At 62.8% G+C, this 21,835-nt stretch carries 27 protein-coding genes; 15 read left to right on the forward strand and 12 right to left on the reverse strand.

Translation table 11 applies throughout. The features are described from left to right. The first annotated feature begins 6 nt into the window (after positions 1 to 6). Positions 7 to 1,059 (forward strand): alpha/beta fold hydrolase, encoded by a 1,053-nt coding sequence (locus IGS58_RS12945; protein WP_230521615.1) that lies wholly within the window; start codon positions 7 to 9, stop codon positions 1,057 to 1,059. Positions 1,060 to 1,063: 4 nt separating this feature from the next. Here the strand turns inward: IGS58_RS12945 and IGS58_RS12950 are convergent, their stop codons facing one another. Further along, positions 1,064 to 2,551, reverse strand: a complete 1,488-nt coding sequence (locus IGS58_RS12950; protein WP_329958007.1) for an MFS transporter — start codon at positions 2,549 to 2,551, stop codon at positions 1,064 to 1,066. A 128-nt stretch (positions 2,552 to 2,679) separates the two neighbouring features. Next, positions 2,680 to 3,264, reverse strand: a complete 585-nt coding sequence (locus IGS58_RS12955; RefSeq protein WP_230521617.1) for a GNAT family N-acetyltransferase — start codon at positions 3,262 to 3,264, stop codon at positions 2,680 to 2,682. A 97-nt stretch (positions 3,265 to 3,361) separates the two neighbouring features. Here IGS58_RS12955 and IGS58_RS12960 point away from each other — a divergent pair, with 97 nt between their 5' ends. Together IGS58_RS12960 and IGS58_RS12965 are read left to right on the forward strand one after the other, a co-directional pair. After that, entirely contained in the window at positions 3,362 to 4,243 is an 882-nt protein-coding gene (locus tag IGS58_RS12960) for a LysR family transcriptional regulator (RefSeq protein WP_176375614.1), read from the forward strand. A gap of 206 nt (positions 4,244 to 4,449) precedes the next feature. Then, positions 4,450 to 4,908: a hypothetical protein gene (locus tag IGS58_RS12965; protein ID WP_230521618.1), complete on the forward strand. Its 459-nt coding sequence runs from the start codon at positions 4,450 to 4,452 to the stop codon at positions 4,906 to 4,908. 3 nt (positions 4,909 to 4,911) lie between these two features. Here IGS58_RS12965 and IGS58_RS12970 read toward each other — a convergent pair whose 3' ends face one another. Then, entirely contained in the window at positions 4,912 to 5,967 is a 1,056-nt protein-coding gene (locus IGS58_RS12970) for an NAD(P)/FAD-dependent oxidoreductase (RefSeq protein ID WP_230521619.1), read from the reverse strand. A 17-nt stretch (positions 5,968 to 5,984) separates the two neighbouring features. Then, the gene (locus tag IGS58_RS12975) at positions 5,985 to 6,530 is read right to left on the reverse strand and encodes a GNAT family N-acetyltransferase (protein ID WP_230521620.1); all 546 of its coding nucleotides are present in this window, start codon (positions 6,528 to 6,530) and stop codon (positions 5,985 to 5,987) included. Between the two features lie 100 nt (positions 6,531 to 6,630). On the opposite strand from IGS58_RS12975, the gene IGS58_RS12980 reads away from it, so the two are divergent. The 9 genes from IGS58_RS12980 (at position 6,631) to IGS58_RS13015 (ending at position 11,198) form a co-directional block, all read left to right on the forward strand. Beyond that, the gene (locus IGS58_RS12980) at positions 6,631 to 7,815 is read left to right on the forward strand and encodes a citrate synthase (protein WP_230521621.1); all 1,185 of its coding nucleotides are present in this window, start codon (positions 6,631 to 6,633) and stop codon (positions 7,813 to 7,815) included. Positions 7,816 to 7,949: 134 nt separating this feature from the next. After that, positions 7,950 to 8,324 carry a hypothetical protein gene (locus IGS58_RS12985; RefSeq protein ID WP_070254436.1) on the forward strand — a complete coding sequence of 125 codons (375 nt, stop codon included), beginning with the start codon at positions 7,950 to 7,952 and terminating at the stop codon, positions 8,322 to 8,324. Positions 8,325 to 8,406: 82 nt separating this feature from the next. Continuing rightward, entirely contained in the window at positions 8,407 to 8,889 is a 483-nt protein-coding gene (locus IGS58_RS12990; protein ID WP_052140589.1) for a MarR family winged helix-turn-helix transcriptional regulator, read from the forward strand. A 31-nt stretch (positions 8,890 to 8,920) separates the two neighbouring features. Further along, positions 8,921 to 9,373 carry a PaaI family thioesterase gene (locus tag IGS58_RS12995; protein WP_034787481.1) on the forward strand — a complete coding sequence of 151 codons (453 nt, stop codon included), beginning with the start codon at positions 8,921 to 8,923 and terminating at the stop codon, positions 9,371 to 9,373. Then, positions 9,370 to 9,669 (forward strand): GNAT family N-acetyltransferase, encoded by a 300-nt coding sequence (locus IGS58_RS13000; RefSeq protein WP_230521622.1) that lies wholly within the window; start codon positions 9,370 to 9,372, stop codon positions 9,667 to 9,669. Before IGS58_RS12995 ends, IGS58_RS13000 begins: the two co-directional genes overlap by 4 nt. Before the next feature lie 5 nt (positions 9,670 to 9,674). Next, positions 9,675 to 9,806 (forward strand): hypothetical protein, encoded by a 132-nt coding sequence (locus IGS58_RS29060; RefSeq protein ID WP_268989829.1) that lies wholly within the window; start codon positions 9,675 to 9,677, stop codon positions 9,804 to 9,806. A gap of 209 nt (positions 9,807 to 10,015) precedes the next feature. After that, positions 10,016 to 10,255 carry a hypothetical protein gene (locus IGS58_RS13005; protein ID WP_230521623.1) on the forward strand — a complete coding sequence of 80 codons (240 nt, stop codon included), beginning with the start codon at positions 10,016 to 10,018 and terminating at the stop codon, positions 10,253 to 10,255. Positions 10,256 to 10,330: 75 nt separating this feature from the next. Then, positions 10,331 to 10,744, forward strand: a complete 414-nt coding sequence (locus IGS58_RS13010; RefSeq protein ID WP_230521624.1) for a hypothetical protein — start codon at positions 10,331 to 10,333, stop codon at positions 10,742 to 10,744. 82 nt (positions 10,745 to 10,826) lie between these two features. After that, positions 10,827 to 11,198 (forward strand): hypothetical protein, encoded by a 372-nt coding sequence (locus IGS58_RS13015; protein WP_230521625.1) that lies wholly within the window; start codon positions 10,827 to 10,829, stop codon positions 11,196 to 11,198. A 22-nt stretch (positions 11,199 to 11,220) separates the two neighbouring features. Here the strand turns inward: IGS58_RS13015 and IGS58_RS13020 are convergent, their stop codons facing one another. Further along, complete coding sequence (locus IGS58_RS13020) at positions 11,221 to 12,177, reverse strand: tyrosine-type recombinase/integrase (protein ID WP_230521626.1); 957 nt, start codon at positions 12,175 to 12,177, stop codon at positions 11,221 to 11,223. Between the two features lie 284 nt (positions 12,178 to 12,461). Here IGS58_RS13020 and IGS58_RS13025 point away from each other — a divergent pair, with 284 nt between their 5' ends. Next, the gene (locus IGS58_RS13025; RefSeq protein WP_230521627.1) at positions 12,462 to 13,472 is read left to right on the forward strand and encodes a DNA-binding protein; all 1,011 of its coding nucleotides are present in this window, start codon (positions 12,462 to 12,464) and stop codon (positions 13,470 to 13,472) included. A 129-nt stretch (positions 13,473 to 13,601) separates the two neighbouring features. On the opposite strand, the gene IGS58_RS13030 is transcribed toward IGS58_RS13025, so the two are convergent. From IGS58_RS13030 to IGS58_RS13045, 4 genes are read right to left on the reverse strand one after another with little or no spacing between them, the layout of a single operon-like run. Continuing rightward, positions 13,602 to 14,048, reverse strand: coding sequence for a GNAT family N-acetyltransferase (locus tag IGS58_RS13030; protein ID WP_230521628.1), 447 nt, complete (start codon positions 14,046 to 14,048; stop codon positions 13,602 to 13,604). A 3-nt stretch (positions 14,049 to 14,051) separates the two neighbouring features. Further along, on the reverse strand, positions 14,052 to 14,603 hold the full coding sequence (locus tag IGS58_RS13035) for a hypothetical protein (RefSeq protein ID WP_230521629.1): 552 nt from the start codon (positions 14,601 to 14,603) through the stop codon (positions 14,052 to 14,054). Next, a complete protein-coding gene (locus tag IGS58_RS13040) occupies positions 14,600 to 15,034 on the reverse strand; it encodes a DUF1801 domain-containing protein (RefSeq protein ID WP_230521630.1) in 435 nt (144 codons plus the stop codon). The genes IGS58_RS13035 and IGS58_RS13040 overlap by 4 nt, the downstream gene beginning before the upstream one ends. A gap of 30 nt (positions 15,035 to 15,064) precedes the next feature. Further along, on the reverse strand, positions 15,065 to 15,673 hold the full coding sequence (locus IGS58_RS13045; protein WP_230521631.1) for a hypothetical protein: 609 nt from the start codon (positions 15,671 to 15,673) through the stop codon (positions 15,065 to 15,067). A gap of 196 nt (positions 15,674 to 15,869) precedes the next feature. Here IGS58_RS13045 and IGS58_RS13050 point away from each other — a divergent pair, with 196 nt between their 5' ends. Both IGS58_RS13050 and IGS58_RS13055 read left to right on the forward strand, forming a co-directional pair. Continuing rightward, positions 15,870 to 16,778, forward strand: a complete 909-nt coding sequence (locus IGS58_RS13050) for a VirK/YbjX family protein (RefSeq protein ID WP_230521632.1) — start codon at positions 15,870 to 15,872, stop codon at positions 16,776 to 16,778. Positions 16,779 to 16,920: 142 nt separating this feature from the next. Next, the gene (locus tag IGS58_RS13055; RefSeq protein ID WP_230521633.1) at positions 16,921 to 18,285 is read left to right on the forward strand and encodes a serine hydrolase domain-containing protein; all 1,365 of its coding nucleotides are present in this window, start codon (positions 16,921 to 16,923) and stop codon (positions 18,283 to 18,285) included. A gap of 3 nt (positions 18,286 to 18,288) precedes the next feature. Here IGS58_RS13055 and IGS58_RS13060 read toward each other — a convergent pair whose 3' ends face one another. The 3 genes from IGS58_RS13060 to IGS58_RS13070 form a co-directional block, all read right to left on the reverse strand. Then, positions 18,289 to 18,642: a hypothetical protein gene (locus tag IGS58_RS13060; RefSeq protein ID WP_230521634.1), complete on the reverse strand. Its 354-nt coding sequence runs from the start codon at positions 18,640 to 18,642 to the stop codon at positions 18,289 to 18,291. Then, a complete protein-coding gene (locus IGS58_RS13065) occupies positions 18,639 to 20,207 on the reverse strand; it encodes an EAL domain-containing protein (RefSeq protein ID WP_230521635.1) in 1,569 nt (522 codons plus the stop codon). The genes IGS58_RS13060 and IGS58_RS13065 overlap by 4 nt, the downstream gene beginning before the upstream one ends. 91 nt (positions 20,208 to 20,298) lie before the next feature. Further along, the gene (locus IGS58_RS13070) at positions 20,299 to 21,795 is read right to left on the reverse strand and encodes an MFS transporter (protein WP_230521636.1); all 1,497 of its coding nucleotides are present in this window, start codon (positions 21,793 to 21,795) and stop codon (positions 20,299 to 20,301) included. Positions 21,796 to 21,835 lie beyond the last annotated feature (40 nt).

The following is a 21,835-nucleotide window of genomic DNA, read 5'->3' on the forward strand; positions in this document are numbered from 1 at the left end:
GACGATATGCGCATCACAGGCCTGGCATTGCTGCTGTTATCTTGTTACGGCGTGGCGCAAGCGGCGCCGCCCGCCTCGCCGTCCATCTGCGCCTCGCCCGCGCAGCCCGTCCGCGAACAGGGCTATGTGCCCATCAATGGCATCGAGCAATGGATCACGGTCACGGGCGCCGCCTGCGGCAATCCCGTGATCCTCTTCATCCATGGTGGTCCCGGCAATGCGCTGAGTCCCTACGCGGATGCCATCTACGCCGGCTGGGAACGCCACTACACCCTGGTGCAGTGGGACCAGCGCGGCGCCGGCATGACGTATGCGAAACAGCGGCCAACGGAAGATGTGCCCTTGACGGTGGAACAGATGCGCGACGACGGCATCGCCGTGGCCCGCTATATCGAACAGCATCTGGGCCAGCGGAAAGTCATTTTGATGGGCAGTTCCTGGGGATCGATCCTGGGCGTGCACATGGCCAAGGCACAGCCGGACCTGTTCCACGCGTATATCGGCACGGCGCAGGTGGTCAATGCGCGGGCCAACGAAACCGGCATGTACCGGGAAGTGCTTGCGCTGGCGCAAGCGGCCGGCGACACCACCACGGTAGACAAGCTGGCGGCACTCGGTGCGCCGCCATGGACCGATCCGCGCAACTTCGGCATCCTGCGCCGCTTCGACCGCAAATATGAGGGATTGGCAACGGATGCGCCGCCGAAACACTGGTGGCAGCCGGCACCGTTCTACGCCACGCCGCAAGCCCTGGCAGCGGCCGAGGCAGCCGATGATTATTCGTACATCCAGTTCATCGGCATGCAAGGCGACGGCATGTTCGCCAAGGTCGACCTGCCCGCGCTGGGCACGCGCTTTGACTTGCCCGTGTTTTTCATCATGGGCGAAGCGGATCTGCTGACCTCGCCCGCCATCGCGCGCACCTACTTTGACAGCATCACGGCGCCGGCCAAGGATTTTACCGTGGTGAAACGCGCCGGACACGACCCCAACCAGGCCGTGCACGACGCCCAATGGACGGTCTTGCGCGACAAGGTGGCGCCGCTGCTGGTGCGCTGAACCATCAAATCGCGCAGATCGCGCGGCGCGCCCGCAGATGCAGGTGGCGGATGGTGGCGGCTGCCAGCATCAGGATGGCGGAAGCCGTTGCCAGCACGACAATAAACGCCTTGTCGAAGGCCGAGCGGGCCAGTTCCGACACTTGCAGGCCCAGTTCGGCCGGCAGCTGCTCGGCGGCCAGCAGCGCCGCATCGAGGGTGTCATGGGCATTCGGTAACAGGCCCGCGCTTTCCGGGATCACCAGGGTGGCGCTGTAGACGGCCGACAATATGGTGCCCAGTACCGTGACGCCGATGACGGCGCCCAGCTCATACGACACTTCCTCGATCGAGGCTGCCATGCCGGCTTGCTGAGGCGCCACGTTCAGCATCACGGCGCTGGACGCGGCCGTCATGACGGCGCCCAGGCCCAGGCCCAGGATCACCAGGCTGGCCACTTGGGCCGAAACGGCGGCGTCATGCAGCACCAGATACGATGCCATGCCGATACCGGACAGCAGCAGCGAACCCCACAGTACCTTGGCCTTGTCGGCGCGCGGCAGCATGAAACCCGTCAATGGCCCGGCAAACACGGACGCCAGCGGCAGCGGCAACAGCAGCAAGCCCGCTTCCAGCGGCGACAATTCACGCACCAGCTGCATGTGCTGGCTCAGTGCCAGTTCCATGCCGATCAGGGCGGCGGAGGCCACCATGGCGGCGGCCACGGCGCTGGAAAACGGCAGTTCGCGGAACAGGGCAAAGTCGATCAGCGGCTTGGCCTGGCGCTTCTGGCGGCGCACGAACTTCAGCATGAAGACGGCGCCCACGGCAAACGAGGCGGCGGCCAGCGCATACGAGGGCTGCGACTTGCCCAGCTCCTTGATCGCATATACGCCACCAAGCAGGCCCATCATGATTTGCAGCGAGCCCTTCAGATCCCACGGCTTGTCGCGGTTACCAGCGCGTTTCGGCAGGACGACGGCGGCCAATACCAACGTCAGCAAGACGATGGGCACGTTGATCAGGAAGACGGAACCCCACCAGTAATGTTCCATCAAGAAACCGCCGAGCACGGGCCCGAACGCGGCGCCGCCGGAAGCGATGGCCGCCCACACGCCGATGGCGAACGAGCGCTCGCGGTTGTCCGTAAAGGTCAGGCGGATGATGGACAAGGTGGCCGGCATCATCAAGGCGGCACCGATGGCAAGCAGCACACGGGCAAAGATCAGCCATTCCGGCGCGGGCGAAAATGCGGCGCACAGCGAGGCGATGCCGAACATGGCCAGGCCGGCAAGAAAAACGGGTTTGTGGCTCAAGCGGTCACCGAGGGTGCCGAGGCCGGGCAGCAGACCGGAGACGACCAGCGCGTACACGTTGATGATCCACAGTTTTTGCGAAGAGGATGCCTGCAAGTCGCGCGTCAGCGCGGGCAAGGCGGTGTAGAGCACGGTCATGTCGACCACGATCAGGAACAGGGCGCTGGAGACGATGGCCAGCGTCAGCCATTTTTTCATTGGATGCATAAATAACTCATGGAGTTTGATGTAACTTTTAACAACTATCGGTTTGGATGAATTTGGTGCTGCGCAAATATTTACGTTCCAGGCTGCCACGGGCCTGGGCTTGTCGAGGGCGGCGGGCGTCAGCCACGATCGCCATCCTTGTCATCCACGGCGGCGGTTACCGCTGGCACGTCGAGTTCGCGCAGCATGACGACGGAGACTTGTTTGAAGCCGCGGCCCTGGAAGAATTGTTGCGCCGTCAGGTTGTGCGCGCCGCATTCGAGGAACAGACGGGCGATGCCGTGGCTGCGCAGCTCGTCGGCTACCCACTCCACCAGCTGGCTGCCGATGCCGCTGCCGCGCACGGAGGGCAGCAAGACCAGGTCGTCCAGCGCGGCGAACGATTTCGAGGCGCGCTGGCGCGTGTCTATCGAGACGAGTGCCATGCCGACGATATCGTAGCCGGAAGTGGCGACAGCCAGCAGGGTCGAATCGCCATGCGCCCAGTCATGCGACAGGGCGGCGCGGATTTCGCCACGGATCACCTCAGGCAAGTCCGCGCGCCAGTTGCCGGGCGCATCGGCGCGCTCGCCTTGCAGCTCCGAATGGGAGATATAGTCGGCGCTGACGTTATCAAGGTAGAGCTTGCACAGCGCATCTTCGGCGGTGGCGTCGTGACACCAGCTGAAGCTGATGGCGGGGATATGGGCTTGAGCGTTTTTCATGGCGGATCTCGTGTTGTTGAAAATGTAAATGCATTTTATGTCGCCCCTGAATGGCATTCAAGTTAAAATCCATCTGTAAAACAGATAGGTGGATACCATGCAATGGACTTTGGAACAAATGCGCTACTTCGAGGCGGCCGTCGCGGCCGGCTCTTTCTCGGGCGCTGCGCGCCGGCTGGGCCGCGCGCAATCGGTGGTCAGCACCTCGATCGGCTTGCTGGAAGCGGAATTCGGCGTGGAACTGTTCGACCGTTCGCGCCGCAGCGCCGTGCTGACGGAAGCGGGCAAGGTGATGCACCTGGAAGCGTGCGAATTGCTGCGCCAGGCCGAGCGATTGCAACTGCGGGCGCAGCTCTTGAGCGAGGCGCCCGAAGCCCAGCTGACCCTGGCCCTGGACGAAGCCCTGCCCTACCTGGCCATCGGCACCCTGGTCAAGGAACTGGCAGCGCGCTACCCGGCGCTGGAACTGGTGATGCTCAACGCCACGGCGTCCGAGGTGGCGCAATACGTGGAGCAGCAGCAAGCCGACGTGGCTTTTCACTTCGACCGCGGCCCCATCTCTCCCGTGCTGGAACAGCAGCACATCGGCAGCGTGGCGCAAGGCGTATTCGTGGCCAAAGGCCATGCGATGGCCCACGGCCAGGAAGTGAGCCGCAACGAGCTGACCCGCTACCGCCAGCTGATCATGGATTCCGAGCTGAACCGCGAACACGCCTTCAGCCCCGCCGTCTGGTTCTCCGACAGTTTCTACAGCATCGCGGAAATGGTCGCGGACGAGCTGGGCTGGGCGATTCTGCCTCTGAACATCGCCAACTACGACAATTACAAAGGGTATTTGCAGGAAGTGCCCTGCCCTGCCCTGGCTTTGTCGCGCCTGCCGGTACGGCGACTGTCGATTCATGGCAAAAAACTCAGCGAGACGAGTCTGTGGCTGACGACCAGGCTGGCGGAGTTGCTGGCGGATGGGCCGAGGGGGTAAGGGGTACTGCGCTCGTCCTGGCCATTAAATGAAGGAAAAGCTGGCGCGGGCATTTCGATGGCATGAGAATATAGCCAAAAGATGAAATAAAGGGAACAGCATGGATTTCAATTCCATGGGCGATGTCGCGGATGAATGGATGCGTCGGCATCATCCAGCCGGTGAAGCATAAATAAACAAATATTGATAAGTACTGAAAGCTTTACATGATGCACTCAAACGTCGTCAACAACTGGTTCAGCATGGCAAAAGACGATGCCGTGGAGATTGATCCCGATAATATCAATCACGAAGCCATGAGCAATATGTGGAGCTTTTCGCCCACGGACGAGGAAACGCCGCAGATTCATGCGGCCGATATCGTTGCATTCATCGGAGAATTGATCGCGGCACGCAGCAGCGCGCTCGTTGGCGAGGAGATGCTGTTCTATTGCTGGCACGATGCGCAATGCCGCCAGTTGCGCTTCAGCCTGGTGTCGCGCTCGCATGGGAGGCTGCCGTTTCGCTGCGAGCTGCGCGAAACGCAGGATTTGTCTCTGATCGCCGACCGGGTGGTGAACGGGGATTGGCGCAACGAGGATTTCATGCAGGCCCCGTCGGAGGAAGGCGATGAGCAAGAGCCGCCGCCGTTCATCCTGCCCGTGTTTGTGGCGCCGGTGCCGTAGGAATCAGCACGCCAGAAAGCGCGCGGGCCTGCAAGCTTCCAGGGCCGACGCGGGCTGTCCATCGACGATTTCCTCGCTGGCAAGCTGGCCCACGATGGCCGCCAGCACCACGCCAGGATGCATGGCGCACACGTATGCTCCTTCCACCTGCGACAGGTAACCGATGATGGGCACGCCGTCAAAGGGCATGGGGCGCAGGCCGACGCAGGCGAATTCTTGGGCGATGGAATCGGCGCCCGCAAGTTCACTCCTGATCGCGCTGGCCGTGCGCTGCGCCATGGCGGCGGGCTGGTTTTCCGCCGCCTCGTCCACATAGTCTTCAGCCGCCAGCATGGTCCCGTCCTCGGCTTGCCGCACTTCCATTGCATGGCTGGAGATGATGCCGCGCACAAGGCCCGGCGGCGCCTGGTAGCGCAGGAAGATGGCGGGCGAGGCGTGGATGGGCAGGCTGGCGCCCAGCTGCGCGGCCAGTTGGGCTGTGCCCGTGCCTGCCGCCAGCACGAGCTCGTCCGCATCGATGACGCCCGCAGCCGTTTTCACGCCTGTCACCTTCGCGTCCCGGACCACAAAGCCCAGCACGGGCGTGTGCGTGCGGACTGTCGCGCCAAGTGCCTGGGCCGCTGCCAGCAAAGCATGCGTGGCGGCAACGGCATCGAGGGCGCCCTGCTCCGGCTCATGGACGGCCTGTTCCGGCGGCTGCCTGAGATGTGGCTCAAGCTGGGTGATGCGCGCGCGATCTACCAACATGGATTCGGGCGACACGCGCCCATCCTGCGTGCCATACGACAAGGCGCCATGCCAGCGCACGGTCAAGCCGGGCACCTGCGTTTCCAGCTGGCGCCAGGCGGCGATGGCGCCACCGCGCAGGGCCGCGATGGGGTCCGGTCCGGCGCAGGACGTGTTAATCCAGGCAAACGAGGTGCCCGTCACGCCGGACGCGATGCCGCCCGCCTCGACCACGGTGACTTGTGCGCCCTTGCTGGCCAGGTGATACGCGAGCGAGGCGCCGACGATGCCGGCGCCGATGACGACGATGCGTTTTGGGGTTTTGCGATTCATATTTGGCAACTTTGGTTTTATAGCAGGACAGAGTCTACCCCAGCCGCCCGCAAATCCAGTGCATAGGCATGGCCATCGACAACGTTGCCTTCCACGATGGCAATATCGGGCACGGCCATTCCCTGCACGAAACCGCAGCGTTCCAGCACGCGGATCGATGCCGCATTGCCGTCGATGGCGTAGGCAGACAGGCTGGCCAGCCGCCATTCGTCTTGCGCCAGGGCGATCAGGTGGTGCAGCGCGGCCGTGGCCAGGCCCTTGCCCCCTTGCTGCTCCCCGATGCGGTAGCCGACTTCGGCCACGCCTTGCTGCAGGTCAATGTCCTTGAGGTTGGCGCGGCCGATCAATTGCCCCTGCTCGCCGACGATGACGCACGGGTGCATGCGGCCCTGTGCGTGCTCATCCAGGAATTGCGCGACGTGGGCATGGATGCCGTCAACGCTGTAAAAAGCGTCCGGGCGCCGGTCGATATGGCGCTCGAACCAGGCCCGGTTGGCTTGCTCGAATGCCAGTAACGGGGCGGCGTCGTCCGGACGCAGGGTGCGTATGATAAATGTGCTCATGGATACTCCGGGAAAGGCATGAGTCTAGTGACGCGCCACCCGGGCCGTCAATCTTGATTCCATCAATCAATATAAAGTGACAAACGCTACAATGGCCGCCATGAACAACGATCTGTCCGCTCTTGACGCGGCGCGCCTGCTGGGCGTCAGCCTGCCCACCCTGTATTCCTATGTGAGCCGGGGCTTGCTCGCTTCCGTCAGCAATGGAACGTCGCGCCGCAAGCGCTATCCGCAGGAAGACGTGCTGCGCCTCGCGGCGCGCAAGAATGACGCCAAGCGCGGCGGCCAGACTGCCGTGGCTGCCATGCACTGGGGCTTGCCCGTGCTGGAGACGCAGATTTCCCACATCCTCGATGGCCGATTGCTGTACCGGGGCTGCGATGCGACAGCGCTGGCCCGGCACGCGACCCTGGAAGCGGCCGCAGGGCTGCTGTGGGACGATGGCGCAAGCGATTATTTCCGGCAAGACGCGCCTGCCCTGCCGCAAGGGTTGGCCAGCGCGCCGGATGCCACGCCGCCGGCGCGCGCCATGCTTGCCATGGCCATGCTGGGGGCCAAGCCCGCCCCAGCGGCCATGTTGCAATATGGCCCCGCACTGATGCGCATCCTGGCCGCCGCCCTGCTGCAGACGGTGCCGTCGGCCTTGCCGCTGCACATGCAGCTAGCCCAGGCGTGGAACGCCGACGCGGAGCAGGCTGAATTGCTGCGCGCCGCGCTCGTGCTGCTGGCCGATCATGAATTGAATGCATCGACCTTTGCCGTGCGCTGCGTCGCTTCGACGGGCGCCAGCCTGCCGGCGGCATTGGGCGCGGGATTGGCGGCCTTGTCCGGTGACAAGCACGGCGGTGGCAGTGCGGCCGCAAGGCGCATGTTGACGCAGGCGCTTGCCGCGCCAGACGCCAGGGATGCCAGGGCCGCCATCGGCAAATACTACGCGGCCATCGCGCCGGAATTCGCCGGCTTTGGCCACCCGCTGTATCCGCACGGCGACCCGCGCGCCGCGTATTTGCTGGAGCGCTTGTCGGCGCTGTCGCACGCGCATCCGCAACTGCGCGCCATCCTGGCCGTGTGCGCCACGGCAGGCGAGCTGCTCGATACCAAGCCGAACGCCGACCTGGCGCTGGCCGCGATGGAGCTGGCTTTCGGCTGGCCAGAAGGCGCGGGCATGAGCGTGTTTGCGCTGGCCCGTTCGGCCGGCTGGATCGCGCATGCCGCTGAGCAAGCCGCCAGCGCAGCCCTGATACGGCCGCGAGCCCGGTATGTGGGGCGCCATCATCGCGATTAGAAACCAAAGTTCAGAATGCGTTGTGAATTGCCTCTCAGGTCAGCATGTGACATTATCGGTTTGGTAATTTTCCACTATAGGTAACGCTGGTTTGCCTATCCAGGATTTTTAAAATCACAACTTGAGAAAGTGCCATGCGCAGAAAATTAGTCATATCGCTGATTGCATTACCGTTGTTCGGCTGTGTGAAGCCCGAACCGCAAAATCTGACCGACTGGACGCAACTTGCTTTGGTTGGCAAGACGTTGACATTGATCGACCCGGATCTGCAGCAAATTTTCTCGTTCGACAAGGACGCAATAGTACGCGCGACTTTTGGCCGCAAAGGCGGTCCCGTCTCGGGTCCGATTCTGTACTGGCGGATCACAGACAACATGCTGGTCATTTCGATTTTTCCGGATTCGAACGTTGTAGACACGTTTAGTCACCCCGTAATACAGGGTGCTAATATTATCGCGACCCGTCAGTCAGGGGCAAAGGCAGTCTTCATCCTGGCGAATTCCCCGTAGACCGCCAGTCGATATTTGCCTCCCGCTGGTACTTGAGAATCGATTGCTTGCTTTATTACGCATACGTAGTAGTATACTCCGCATGCGTACCAATACTGACCTCCCCGATACAACCGCCGCCTGCCCGCTGGGCGAGCGTTCGCCGCGCCTGTTCAATCTGCTTAACCTGGCGCGCCAGAACCTGTTTCGCTCGGCCGATGCCGTCTTCAGCAGCGAACTTGGATTTTCCGGCACGCAAGTCGTCGCCTTGTTTGCCCTGAAGGGCGAGGAAGGCTGCCAATTGAAGGATCTGGGGCGGGCGCTGCAACTGAAAAACTCGGCCGTCACGGGCCTGGTGGCGCGCATGGAAGAAAACGGCCTCATCGTGCGCGGCCAGTCGGCGCTCGACGCGCGCGCCGGCACCCTGCACATGTCGCCCAGGGGCGGCGAGGTGCTGGCCGCCGCCCTGCCCCTGCTCGACAGCCTGAATGAACAACTGAAGCAAGGTTTCAGCGAAGAAGAACTGGCCGTCGTGGCCCGCTTCCTGCTGCACGCCTCGCGCCTGCGTTTTGCGCAGGATGTCTGACCCATCCCACATCACCACCACAGGAGTTACCATGCACCCGAACGACATGACCGGCTTGCAACTGATGCAGGCTTTCGCGCAAGGCCTGTTCCCCCGGCCCGGCATTTCCAAGACCATGCCCATGGATGCGCAGACGGTCGAGCATGGCCGTGTCATCTTCACGGCGACGGCAAATGAAACGCACACCAATCCCATGGGCGGCGTGCACGGCGGTTTTGCCGCTACCGTGCTCGACACGGTCACGGGCTGCGCCACGCACACGGTCTTGCCGGCCGGCGAAAGCTACGGCACGACGGACCTCAACATCAAGATGTGCCGTCCCCTGCCCTTCAACGTGACGGTCTACGCTGAAGGCAAGGTCATCAATGCGGGACGCAACCTGGTCATTTCCGAGGGCACGATCCGCGACGAAGCCGGTAAAGTATATGCGCACGCGACAGCCACCTGCATGATCATCCGCCCCCGGGAACAAGCGGCCGCATGATACGGCCCGGCAGCATCGCGGAAGCCTGGCACGTGCTGCAGGCAATACCCGAATTCGACCAGCGGCGCAGCCTGGCGCAGTTGCAGGAGCGGCTGCCCGCCAGTGCGCTGGTGCTCATCGCGGAAGCGGACGGCCAGCCCGTCGGCGGCAAGCTGGGATATGCCGCCGAGGATGGTTCCTTGTATAGCTGGCTCGGCGGCGTGCTGCCCGCGCACCGCAAGACGGGACTGGCGCAGCGGCTGCTGGAAGCCCAGGAAGCCTGGGCAACGCACATGGCTTTGCGGCCGTCACGGTGAAATCGATGAACCGCTATCCCGCCATGCTGCGTTTGCTGATCCGCAATGGATACCAGGTACGGCTGTTGGAGCACTTTGGTGATCCTGCCAGGGAGCGCATTCATTTCGTCAAGCCGCTATCTTCGAGCGTCTCGTAAAACCACTTTCCTGTTTTTTGCTTTTCAAAAAATTAACAATGCCATACATGGCAAACATATTCGGAGAGACTGACGAACTGCGTTGAAATGCTGTCCTGAAGACTTAGGCTGAGTTCCGCCAAAAGCAGAAAAAACAAGGCATATGCGTCACCCACCAACAGCGGCAATCGGCCATTTACAGACGAAGATAAAGCGCGAATTTACATCATATGACCGAGCATACAAATTCTGAAATTCACATAACACTTACTGCTGATGAGGCCCTTGTTTTATTTGAGTTTTTGAGGCGCTACTCTGATTCAGGCCAATTGGACATAATAGACCAAGCAGAACAAAGGGCGCTCTGGAATTTGTGCTGCATTTTTGAGAAGAAATCAGTAGCTCCATTTAATATGGAATATGGTCAAGCGCTGTCAGAAGCTCGGGCGCAATTGCGTGACGAGCAATAATTTCGGATGGTCGCCACCGACCGCAACCGGCCTGAAGCGGCCCCGATGTGGGCATCGAGCAATCACTGAAACTGAATGCAAATGTTGAATAATAAACTTTTTGATGCTATCGCATCTGCGGTGGACTTGGATGACCCAGCAGAACAATTTTTAGCTCAGCAATTCATGATTGAGGCGATAGGAAGCGTGACTTCACAATTGCCTGAGGCTGCCAAGTCAGCCGCAGCTGTGGCGAATCGATTCATCACCGGCGCGGCGACGGCTGAGGAAGTCATTGCGGAGCGAGTGCGCCTCTGGCGAGCAATCGAAGGGCGCGATCAATCGGACGAGCCAGACGTTTTGAAAATAAGAACTGCCATCTGCGTGTTGCATCCTATGGATATGGACGCTTCTGCCGGAACATTGGAGTATTTTTTTGCGTTTTGGCAGCAAGGAGGCTTGCCGCAGGCTGAGCTTAAGGCCGCCGTTCAGAACAAGTATGGCATTTGAGGCGGCTTCAGCCGGCCAGGAGCGGACGTCCGAACCTGACGTGGCAAGAGGTCATGCATTTTAAATTTACACCAGAGGTTGCATGCGCCATTTTCAAAGTGGAAGCTATTTTACGGCTTGTCTGAACATTCGACCAACGCTGTCATTCGAAGCAACTGTTGTCGTTCTGGCCCAGGCACTTGGTCTCAGATTCTCGCCTGACCAGGAAGGGAAATACGAGGAATATCCGGCGTATCGCGCCTTCGCGCTTGGACTGGAAATCGCGCTATTGGCGCCTCCGCCGCTGGATTTAGACACGCGGGAGATACGCGACAACTGTTTTCAGCTAATTATCGATACCTGCGCGGACGTATCCGACGGCGGTGCGGACGTTGATCTGAGCGCTCTCATTGCGGCGCAATTAAGCTCCGCTACCGAGTTGGAAATGGAGCGTAGCGAAGTAGTATCTACGTAATACCGGAGGTTGCCGGGCGCCCTCAGCCCGCCGGCTTCCTCTTCGCCTTCAACAAACTCCCCGCCGCATTTTCCTCGAAGCGCCCCGCCTCTTCTATATAGCCATGCACGGTGCCGTCGTGGCGCCAGCCGCCCTGGCGCTTGATGGCCTGGAAATCGGCGCCTGCCCGATGTGCGCTGGTGGCCATGCCGCGGCGCAGGCTGTGGCTCGACAGTTCCGGCACGTAATCGAGCGCCGCCAGCCTGGCGCAGCCTTCCAGTATCGTGTTGATGCTGCTCGCGTGCAGCGCTTTCACGCTCACATGACCCCACTGATTGACGGTGCGCAATAGCGGCCCCGTGCGGATGTGCGCCGCGGCCAGCCAAGCGCGCAAGGCCGTGGCCGGACAACAGACGCCGTCGCCGAACGGGATCGCCTTGACGATGCCCTCCCCCAGCTGGTCCGTTTTCGAGCGTGGCAGGGTGATCACCATGCCCTGCGGCTCCCAGCTCACGTCTTCCACAGTCAATCCCACCAGTTCGCTGCGGCGAAAACCGCCAAAAAATCCCAGTTGCAGCAAGGCGCTGTCGCGCAAGGCCTTGACGCTGCCCAGCGCGGCCAGCCTGGCGACGATCAGCTCCAGGTCTTCCAGCGGCAGGGCCTTGGCCTTCTTCTTCGGCTTGCCGTGCAGGCGGGCGATGCCGGCCAGGGTCTTGCGCACGGTGGGCGTAGACGCAGGGTCGGCAAAGCCCTGATACACATGCCATTGCGACAGGGCTGTCAGGCGCAGGGCCAGGGTGCGCGCGTTCAGGCTGTCCGCATACGCCAACAGATAGCGGATGACGGTGGATTCGTCGGCGGGCAGCGCCCCGCCCCACGCCTGGAAGTGGCGGATGGCGGAACGGTAGGTGCGGCGCGTGTTGTCCGACGTGGCGGCGGCGAGAAACGCCTGGTGGCGCGCGGCCAGTTCGGCATCGATCAGGGCGCCGTGTAATGGCACAGGAGCCAAGGCGGCGCTTTTGGGCGCGGCGACACGGCGTTTGGAAAGGGGCAAATCGGGCATGGAATCGCTGAAATCGGGCTGGTGTACTGGGAAATACGCAGAATACCATGCAAACCACCCCCATAACCCGCGATAAGCAATCTTATCGCGACTTATATTTTATAAAAATTATGAAAATTTATATCGTAATATTATTCCATATTACGTATCATGTAATACGTTACTAAATTTCGCTCATAGGTGGTTTTATGGCCCGCACCGGCATTCTGTACTCTGATGTTATGAAAGCAGCCCAAATCGTCGCTGCCGATGGGCGCAATCCCACGGTCGACAGCGTGCGCGAAGCGCTGGGCAGCACGGGCAGCAAGAGCACCATCGCTCCCCTGTTGAAGCGCTGGAAGGAAGAGTTCCAGGGCGCGGGCGCCGTGAAAACGGAGGCAGGCTTGCCGGCCGAGCTGATGGAGGCGATGCGCGGCGTGTATGAGAAGCAGCAGCGCGACGTGGCGCAGCAGCTGGAAACGGGCATGCAGCAGAACCGCGCGGAACTCGACGCGGCTTTGGCGCAACTGAAGAAGACGGAAAACGAACGGTTGAAACTGACGGAGGCGCGCGCCGCCCTCACCCAGGAATTGCGCGCCACCCAGCATGCGCTGGCGCAATTGAAGGAAGAACACCATTTTCGCGCCGTTACCCTGGCCACCTTGCACAGCGACAACGCGGGCCTGACGCAGCGCCTGGCCGACCGGGGCGAGGAAATCGCGGCGCTCAATCGCCAACTGGCGCAGGTGCGCTCGCAGTTCGACCATTACCAGGAAGCGGCCGCCGCGCAGCGCAGCGAGGAACGGGCGCAGGCGCAGCAACAAATCAGCCGGCTGGAGCAGGAGAACGCCCAGCTGCAGCAGCGTTTGCAAGGCCAGCAAGCGACCCTGGTGCAGCAAGACATGCGCCTGGCCCAGCTGCAGGCGGAGCAAACTCGGCTGTCCAGCGAAGCGGCCGCCGACCGCGACGCGCTGGCCACCGTACGCCCCGAGCGCGACCAGTTCGAATTTCAGTATCTGCAGGCGGCCGCGTCGGCCGACGCCCTGCTGGCCAAGCTCGATACGGCCCTGCTGGCGCTGAACGACGCCAGGGTGGCGCTGGCTGCGCAAGACCGGCAGCTCGACATGCTGGCGGAAAATGGGCAAGCATCGCAGCAGAAAATGGAAGCATTGGCGCAGGAGAGAGATGGTTTGCTGCGCGACAATGCCGGCATGGCGGCCAGGCTGGCCCTGCTTATGGATAGCAAAGCGTGATGTTTGACCCCGTCCAATAGCCTGGGATCACTATGATGGCCCCAGGCGGGCATCGCCAGCTTTCAAGACCTGCCGCATTATTTCGCCTGTCCCATGACGGCCGACGGCGACGAATATGCGCAGCATTCCTCACTGCCGGTAGCGCACCCGTATCCACGCGCCGATGGCGTCCACGCCGCTGTCTTGCGCATCTTCGATCCAGCCCGCGCGCGCATAAAAGCGCCGCGCGCCCGTATTGGCCAGCTGCGTCTTCAGGCTCAGACGGGGACCGAAGCGCGCCACGACGGCCGCCAGCAGTTGCGCGCCGATGCCCATGCCGCTGTGCGCCGGGTGCACGTACAGGTGGTGCAGGAAGTAATCGGGGGCGTCGCCCGTGTACACGGCGGCAAAACCGGCGACGATGCCGCCGCATTCAGCAACGAGGAGCTCTTCGCCCTGCGTTGCCGTCGTGAAAGTGGCGCTGCCGGCGACAGGACCGAAGGCGTCGCGTCCGGCCAGGGCCAGGATGGCGGTGCAGGGCTGCATGTCCGTGCTGGCGTAGGGACGAATCAGGCACATGGCTGGCGTACTATCCATTCCTTACAGGCGGCGGTTCAGCACGCTGTCGATATCGTGGGTTTTCAGCTCGATCTGGACCACGCCGTCTTGCAGCCAATAAGCGTCGCCTCCCCGTTGCAACGCATCCATATCGAGCGTGCCCAAGGCCGGCGGGATGGCGCCGGCAAGCAAAGCCGCCACCTCGTCCCATGCCGCATACGACAGTTTCAGATACCAGCCGTCGTCGTGGGCAAAGGCGAGAAAGCGGCTGCGCAAGGCTGGCAGCGGTGCGAGCGCGCCACGGTGGTCCAGCATCGCGGCCACGCCTGCATCCGGGGAAGCGGGCGGCATGCCCTGCCAATCGGCCCAGGCATGGCTGCCGCAGGCAGCGATATCTTCCTGCACCAGGGCTGGCAGTTGCTGCCGCGCCAAGGTCTGGTAGCTGGCAGGTTTCCTGGCCGTCCCGGCGCTGCCCTTGCGCAGCACGATGCCGCCAGCCTTGCCGAGGGCAGGAATAAAATCCTTGAATTCGATGCCGGAAGCGACCAGCATGCGCTCGGCCGGGTCGTGCCAGATATACAGATAATGTCTCAAGTAGAATTCCGTTTTGGTTTCGGCGCCGTATTCAGCGCCACGGCGGCGCGTATCAGCGCCTTGAATGCCGCGGTGTCGAGGTGCGCGCCTTCGTGCAGGTCGATGGCCCGGCGCGTGCTGCCGTCCAGGCTGGCATTGAACAGGCCGGCCGGATCGGGCAAGGCGGCGCCCTTGGCGAAGGTGAGTTTTACGGCCAGCTTATACGTTTCGCCCGTGCAAATCATACCCGCGTGCGACCAGACGGGCACGCCGCGCCATTTGACTTCCTCGACCACTTCAGGATCCGCCTGGCGTATCAGCGCGCGCACGCTGGCGAGGGTTTTGCCGCGCCAGTCCGCCAGCGAGGCGATTTTCGCGTCGATCTGGCTGGCGGCCGATGCGGTGTTGGTCGCCTCTTCATGGGGCGGCGTGCCCGGTTCTGCTTTTTTCATGGCTGGCATCTCCTTCAATGCGCACACGCCTTACTGCGCAGGGCTGGCCATGCAGGCGACCAGCGCAGCGATGAACTGGTCGCGCAAGGTCTGGTACTGCGCATCCGTCGCGAATGCCCGCTTGTCTGCCGGCTGATTGAGCAGATAGGCGGTGGCGACCGTCCCGCTGGCGTCATGCAGCAGCGTGTACAGACTGATCACGCCGGACGATCGTGTGATATTCGGGTTATTCAATCCTAGCACTTCCACGCCCTGGCGCGTGTCCGTTTCCAGCGGCACCAGCTGTGGAGGCTTGCTGGTGGCCGACATATGCTGCATTTGCGCCACGATGGTGTCGCGGTCGGCGGCAAACCGGCCTTCCGCGCTGCGTTCGATCTTCAGATTCACGAACGGTAAGCTGCTCTTGTGGAACAACATCAGCCGGTAGCCATCGGCCACCGAGACCTGGCCCTCTCCCGTTGCCAGCTTGACGCTGCGCGTCGTCACGTGCGCGGGCAAGCGGTCCTGCTGCCTGAACTGGAATTGGCTGCGGTTGATGCATTGCGCCAGGGGCCCCAGGGGATCGGCCGTGCGGTCTTGCGCCTGGACGCCCAGTGCGGCGAGCAGCATGGGAATGGCAAGCAATTGGCGGTGATTCATGGGCGCCTCAGTGATTAATCAGGCAAGCAGAATAAAGCCCGTGTCGCCAGCGGGCAATGATTTAGTTGTCATCCTCTAAATGTTGGCCCCGGGTGGGCCGGCATCAGGTTTCTTAATATGAAATTCACCTGGCCCACGTAGCATTCAGATTGGCAAGGCTCTCATTGTGCAGCGCCTGCCATTTTCCGGCTGAACCATGAATGACATCGCTTTACCCCTGCGCCACGGCGCCGCCCTGCCACACCCCGCCAGCGGGCACCGCCTGAAAGCGGCGCTGGGCGCCCTCTTCTTCCCCCGCCAGCGCACGCGCTGGCAAGCCTTCCTGGGCAGCATGCCCGGCTTGAGTTCCCTGGCCCAATTGCATCCTTGTTTGCGCTTCAAGATTTACCGCCCGTACGCATCGCGCCAGCTCGGTTGCACGGATCGCCTGGCCTTGCTGGAAGGGCACTACCGCTTCCTGTGGCAAGCGGGCGCGCGCGCGCTGGTCGAGCGGGCCGCGCGCCAGCCCGTCGTGCTGGCCGCGTTCGAAGGCAAGGATGCAGCGCTGTACCGCCTGCAGCTGACGGCCATCCACGACAGCTACCGCGAAGGCGAACTGTGCCTTCGCCTGACGCGCGATGGCCAACCCTTCTACCTGGCCAGCTTTTTGTTCGTGCCGCGCGCCGATGGCGTGTCCTTGCAGCTGGGCGCGCTGCAAGGCTTGCGCTCGGAAGCGGGCAAGCTGGCCGTCAAGGAAGCCACGCGGGCGCTGCACGGTTGCCGCCCGAAAAACCTGATGGTGACGGCCTTGCGCGATTTCGGCGATTTTTTTGCCTGCAATAACGTGTTTTTGATCAGCAATGACAACCGCATCGCCCTGAATGCCCGGCGCCGGCGCCATATCGCCGCCGACTACGACCTGGCATGGCAGGAATTGCACGCCTTGCGCATGCGCGACGGTAATTATCACCTGCCCTGCGCGGCCTACCGGACGCCGGACCTGGCCGACGTGCCGTCGAAGAAACGCGCCGATGCGCGCCGGCGCGGTGAATTGCTGCAATGCATGTCCGTCGACATGCGCGCGCAACTGGCGTGCTTGCTGGAGGTGCCAATGACTGAAAACTGAGCCAGCGCAAGCCTTGGCGTACTGATAAAAATGCTATAAAACTCAGGCAGTCTTCATGTTGGCGCCGTATCCTTCAGCAGGCATGCCAGAGACCTTATCCAGGCACCGGCGTGCATTCGATTCACCCTGGACAAGGCTTCCCATGACACCCACTTTCGCCCTCCTCCCCCTTTGCCTCGCCGGCAGCGCCGCACTGGCCGCCCCTGCACTGGACAATGCCGTGCGCCAGCGCGCGGAAGAACTGACGCGCACGGGCATGCATTCGAGCATCGTCATCGCCTTGATCGACGGCAGGGACAGTGCCGTCTACGGCTTTGGCAGCATTCATGCCGGCAAGAGCGCCAAGCCGGGCGCCGACACCGTCTACCAGATCGGTTCCGTTACCAAGACCATGACGGGCGCGCTGCTGGCCGATGCCGTCGTCGAAGGCAAGGTGAAGCTCGACGAGCCTGTGGCGGCATTATTGCCGGGCTATACCGTGCCTGCCTTCGACGGCAAGACGATCAGCCTGCTCGACCTGGCCACGCACTATTCCTCGCTGCCGCGCCTGCCCGACAACTTCGTGCCGAAGGACCCGGCCAATCCGTATGCCGATTACACGGCAGAAAAACAGCGGCAGTTTCTTGCCGCCTATCACCTGCCCCATGCGCCGGGCACGGCATTTGACTATTCGAACATCGGCTATGCCGTGCTGGGTACGGCCCTGGCCGCACAGGCCGGCACCAGCTATGAAGCCCTGCTGCACTCGCGCATCGCCGTGCCGCTGGGCATGCGTTCCACCACGAACACGCCCTCGGCCGGCATGCTGGCGCGCCTGGCGCCCGGCCACCTGCTGTCGGGCGAACTCACGCCCGCCTGGGATTTGAATGTGGTGGCGCCGGCCGGCGGCGTGTATTCGAGCGCGCGCGACATGATCGCCTACCTGCAAGCGTACATGCACAGGCCGCTGCGCCCGTATGCGCTGGCGATCAAGCCGCAGCTGCCGCTGGCGCCCGATAGCGAGACGAAAATCGGCCTGGCCTGGCTGCTGGAGCAGCAACAGGAGCATGCCTACGCCTGGCACAGCGGCCAGACGGGCGGCTACGCCAGCTACGCGGCGTTCACGACGGACGGCAAGCGGGGCGTGGTGGTGCTGACGAACACGGCGCGCGACGTCGATGCGCTGGGCTTGTCCGCTTTGCTGCCCGGCACGCCCCTGCCGCCGCTGAAAAAGCCGCAAGCCGCCATCGAAGTGCCGCGCGCAACCTTAGCTGAGTACGTGGCCGAATATGTGCTCGAGCATTCCCCAGGCAAGAATTTTATATTGACGGTGTCGTTGGTCAAGCAAGGCCTGGAAGCGGCCGGCACGGGCGTCGGTTCCGCTCCCCTGTTTGCCAGCGCGAAAGACCAATTTTTCTTCCGCGCCATCGACGCGGACCTGGCGTTTACACGCGATGCCGCGGGCAAGATCGCCAGCGCCGTGCTCAAGCAAGGCGGACAGGACGTCGTCTTGCCGCGCAAGCCGTAAAACTCAGGCTGCCGGGTCTTGCATGAATTGCTCGACCCGGGCGACAAACGCCGCCTTGCTGCGCGTGCGAAACTCGCCCAGGAAGGCGTCGCTGCCCTGCACGATCTTGCCATGGCGGTCGTATGCCACCTTGCCCATCTCCAGCACGAATTCGCCTTGCGGATCGTCCTCAGGTTCAAAATGCGAATTGAAGCAGTAGCCCGTGTCGCGGCAGCTGCCCCACAGCAGCAGCGCGCTGCTGAACCACTGCATGGTATCGGGGCCTGGGTCCACTTCGAACAGGGTATTGACGGTGATGTGCCAGCCGCCCGGTACGCGCAGCGGCTGCAAGGGATAGGGAAAGCGTGGCGGTTTCATGGGGACGGCAGCGCGCGGCGCGTTTGATAAAAGGCGAGGAATTCCGCGGCCGGCAGCGCTTTGGCGAACAGCCAGCCCTGGCCGAATTCAACTTTGCGTTCCAGCAAATAATCGGCTTGCTGCTGCGTTTCGATGCCTTCGGCGACGATCAGCATGTTCAAGGTGCGGGCCATGTCGATGATGTGCGGCGTGACGCTGCTGGTGGCCGCATCCGTGCCGATGGTGTCGACAAACGATTTGTCGATTTTCAAGGCATCGAGCGGCAGGTTTTGCAGGCTCGACAGGCTGGAATAGCCGGTGCCGAAATCGTCGATGGCCACGGCATGGCCGCGGGCTCTGGCCTTTTCGATGGTGGCGCGGGCCGCTTCCACGTTGATGAAGCCCCGCTCCGTCGCTTCCAGCCAGATCTGCTGCGCCTCGATGCCGCTACCGTCCAGCGCGCGTTCCAGCACGTCGAGCACCCGGCCCGTTTCGATATCGCTGGCGCACAGGTTGATGGCGATGTGCAGCTCGCGGTCGGCCAGCAGCGCGGCGCGCATGTCGGCGATGACGCAATCGATGACCTGGTCCGTGATGGGCAGAATCAGCTCGCCTTCCTCGGCCACGGGAATGAACAGGTCGGGCCGTATCATGCTGCCGTCGGGACGGCGCCAGCGTATCAGCGCCTCGGCACCCACGCACACGCCCGTATCGAGCGCGATGATGGGTTGGTAATGGACAAAGAATTCGCGCCGGTCGATGGCGATGCGCAATTCTCCCATCAGCGACAGGCGGCGTCGCGACAGCCACACGACGATGCCGACGATGAAGGCGGCCATCAGCAGGCCCAGCGGCAAGAGCAGCAGCTGTTCGCGCCGCAGCCTGTCGTTCAGCTTGCTACGTGGCTCGATCATGACGGCCGTCAAGCCATCGCGGTACAGCATCGCATGGATGCTGCCATCCGGGGTGGCGCCGTCCGCCGCCGGCAGGCCGGCAAGCAAGGCTTGCACCTGCGCGGGATCCGGATGGTGCAAGGTGTCGAGCACGCCTTCCTTGCCGATGGCCACGGCCATCTGGATGTCGCTGTCGACAATGACGTCGGAAAAACGCACGGGATCGATCAGCACTTTATAGGCGCGGTAAGTCAGTCCCACCATGCGCTTGCCGCCGCTGACGACGGGGCGCAGGTTGAAATCGATGCCCATGCCATTGTCCAGCGTGAAGTCGGCGGGCGTGACGGGGATGCGCGCCTCTTCGATGCCCGTGGACGTGCATTTGAGCAAGCCGTTTTCCACATAGCCGATATCGTCGATGCTGCGCGTGGTGATGGTGATGCGGCGCAATTGCTGGATATGGGCTTCCGAACACGGCGCCAGGTCCAGCGCATCGGCGCTGCGCAGGGCCATGCTGGCCGAGGCGATCGAACGGTGGGCGCGCTCGAGCGCGTAGCCGGCCAGCAGGCGCAGGCGCTCCTGCTCGCCCTGCTCGGCGCGCACGGACGACAGATAGAAGGCCAGGCTCAGGGGAGCGGCCACGCCGATGACGGCCACCAGCACGCTCGTGACGATAATGCGTTTTCTGCGCATGCAATTCCCGCGGTAGTTGTATGATTGCCATGTATTGCTCGATGGCATCATATTACAAGCAGAGGCCGTGTACCTGAATATTGCTGAACAGTTACAATTTTTCCAGTGGCCGCGCCAGCACGAACACCAGCGCCGCCACCGTGGCCGCCAGTCCGCCTGCCAGGTACAGCACGCTGGCAAAACCATCGATGAAGGCGTGCCGCGCCGCTTCCTGCGCCACGGCCTGCATGGCGGGCGGCAGCTGGCCGAAGGCCTCGGCCGCGTTGCCGGCGACGATGCGGCCGATCATCTCGGGCGAGGCCTTCAGGCCGTGCAGCCACGCCAGCTTCTCGAACGAGGCGGCCGTGCGCATGGCCAGCACGGCGCCCAGCGCGCCCACGGCCAGCACGATGCCGACAAAGCGCGTGGTGGTGCTGATGCCGGAACCCATGCCCGTGCGCTCGCGCGGGATGCAGGCCAGGATGGCTTTTTGCGTCGTGCCATTGAGCAATCCCGCACCCGCTCCCGTGACAATCATGCCGGCCGCCACCCAGCCATACTGCAGGCTGGCAGCGGCAAAGGCTGTGGCCACGTTGCCGCCAGCGACGATCAGCAAGCCCGTCACCAGAATGCCGCGGTCGTCCAGATGGCGCATGGCGCGTGGCGCCAGCCGCGACAGCACCACCATGGCGACGGCAAACGGCAGCATGGCGCAGCCGGCCAGCACGGCGGAAAAGCCGAAGGCGTTCTGCAGATACAGCGGTAAAAACGTCATCATCACTTGCGCGGCGATGGCGTAGCCGAACATGCCCAGCACGGCGCCGACGAACACGCGGCGGCCAAACAGGCTCAGATCGACCATCGGGGCGCGCTGGTGCCGCTCCACCAGCACGAACACGGCCAGCAGCGCCGCACCCGCGACAAAGCGCAGCACGGTGGCGCGGCTGGACCAGCCCGCCACGCCGGCGTCGATCAGGCCCCAGATGATGCAGAACAGGCCGGCGGAGAATAGTGCCGCGCCCGCCGGGTCGAAGCTGGCGTTGGACGCATCCTTCGACTCCTCCACATGGCGCTGCACCAGCCACATCAGGATGGCGACGACGGGCAGGTTCAGGTAGAAAATCCAGCGCCAGTTGATGGCGCTCGTGACCAGGCCGCCCAAGAGGGGCGCCACCGTCATGGCCACGCCCATGGCTGCGCCCCACACGGACCAGGCGCGCGCCCTCTCTTTTTCCGCATGAAAGGTGTGGCCGATGACGGCCAGCGCGGACGTCAGCAGCAGTGCCGCGCCGAGGCCCTTGATGGCGCGCGCCACGTTGAGCACGAACGGCGTCCACGCCAGGCCGCACAGCAGGGACGCCAGCGCGAACACGGCCAGGCCGAACAGCATCACCCGGCGCCGTCCCAAACGGTCGGCGATGCTACCGGCGGGCAACAGGAACGAGGCGAACGCCAGCATGTAGGCGCTGACCACCCATTCCACGTCGACGAAGCTGGCGTTCAGCGAGCGGGCGATCGACGGCAAGGAGACGGCCACGACGTTGGTGTCGAGCATGATCAGCGCGCACACGCCCGAGCACGTATATAAGGTCCAGTCGGTATTCTTCATGCCTGTATTTTAAGCAGGCTTATGTTATTTCCTGTTATAA

It is taken from the genome of Janthinobacterium sp. EB271-G4-7A (assembly GCF_020858075.1).
Lineage (GTDB): Bacteria > Pseudomonadota > Gammaproteobacteria > Burkholderiales > Burkholderiaceae_D > Janthinobacterium > Janthinobacterium lividum.

Coding starts and splice junctions, on each gene's coding strand:
- IGS58_RS12945 (WP_230521615.1), top strand. CDS start 7: ATGCGCATCACAGGCCTGGCATTGCTGCTGTTATCTTGTTACGGCGTG.
- IGS58_RS12950 (WP_329958007.1), bottom strand. CDS start 2,551: ATGAAAAAATGGCTGACGCTGGCCATCGTCTCCAGCGCCCTGTTCCTG.
- IGS58_RS12955 (WP_230521617.1), bottom strand. CDS start 3,264: ATGAAAAACGCTCAAGCCCATATCCCCGCCATCAGCTTCAGCTGGTGT.
- IGS58_RS12960 (WP_176375614.1), top strand. CDS start 3,362: ATGCAATGGACTTTGGAACAAATGCGCTACTTCGAGGCGGCCGTCGCG.
- IGS58_RS12965 (WP_230521618.1), top strand. CDS start 4,450: ATGATGCACTCAAACGTCGTCAACAACTGGTTCAGCATGGCAAAAGAC.
- IGS58_RS12970 (WP_230521619.1), bottom strand. CDS start 5,967: ATGAATCGCAAAACCCCAAAACGCATCGTCGTCATCGGCGCCGGCATC.
- IGS58_RS12975 (WP_230521620.1), bottom strand. CDS start 6,530: ATGAGCACATTTATCATACGCACCCTGCGTCCGGACGACGCCGCCCCG.
- IGS58_RS12980 (WP_230521621.1), top strand. CDS start 6,631: ATGAACAACGATCTGTCCGCTCTTGACGCGGCGCGCCTGCTGGGCGTC.
- IGS58_RS12985 (WP_070254436.1), top strand. CDS start 7,950: ATGCGCAGAAAATTAGTCATATCGCTGATTGCATTACCGTTGTTCGGC.
- IGS58_RS12990 (WP_052140589.1), top strand. CDS start 8,407: ATGCGTACCAATACTGACCTCCCCGATACAACCGCCGCCTGCCCGCTG.
- IGS58_RS12995 (WP_034787481.1), top strand. CDS start 8,921: ATGCACCCGAACGACATGACCGGCTTGCAACTGATGCAGGCTTTCGCG.
- IGS58_RS13000 (WP_230521622.1), top strand. CDS start 9,370: ATGATACGGCCCGGCAGCATCGCGGAAGCCTGGCACGTGCTGCAGGCA.
- IGS58_RS29060 (WP_268989829.1), top strand. CDS start 9,675: ATGAACCGCTATCCCGCCATGCTGCGTTTGCTGATCCGCAATGGATAC.
- IGS58_RS13005 (WP_230521623.1), top strand. CDS start 10,016: ATGACCGAGCATACAAATTCTGAAATTCACATAACACTTACTGCTGAT.
- IGS58_RS13010 (WP_230521624.1), top strand. CDS start 10,331: ATGCAAATGTTGAATAATAAACTTTTTGATGCTATCGCATCTGCGGTG.
- IGS58_RS13015 (WP_230521625.1), top strand. CDS start 10,827: ATGCGCCATTTTCAAAGTGGAAGCTATTTTACGGCTTGTCTGAACATT.
- IGS58_RS13025 (WP_230521627.1), top strand. CDS start 12,462: ATGAAAGCAGCCCAAATCGTCGCTGCCGATGGGCGCAATCCCACGGTC.
- IGS58_RS13030 (WP_230521628.1), bottom strand. CDS start 14,048: ATGGATAGTACGCCAGCCATGTGCCTGATTCGTCCCTACGCCAGCACG.
- IGS58_RS13040 (WP_230521630.1), bottom strand. CDS start 15,034: ATGAAAAAAGCAGAACCGGGCACGCCGCCCCATGAAGAGGCGACCAAC.
- IGS58_RS13045 (WP_230521631.1), bottom strand. CDS start 15,673: ATGAATCACCGCCAATTGCTTGCCATTCCCATGCTGCTCGCCGCACTG.
- IGS58_RS13050 (WP_230521632.1), top strand. CDS start 15,870: ATGAATGACATCGCTTTACCCCTGCGCCACGGCGCCGCCCTGCCACAC.
- IGS58_RS13055 (WP_230521633.1), top strand. CDS start 16,921: ATGACACCCACTTTCGCCCTCCTCCCCCTTTGCCTCGCCGGCAGCGCC.
- IGS58_RS13060 (WP_230521634.1), bottom strand. CDS start 18,642: ATGAAACCGCCACGCTTTCCCTATCCCTTGCAGCCGCTGCGCGTACCG.
- IGS58_RS13065 (WP_230521635.1), bottom strand. CDS start 20,207: ATGCGCAGAAAACGCATTATCGTCACGAGCGTGCTGGTGGCCGTCATC.
- IGS58_RS13070 (WP_230521636.1), bottom strand. CDS start 21,795: ATGAAGAATACCGACTGGACCTTATATACGTGCTCGGGCGTGTGCGCG.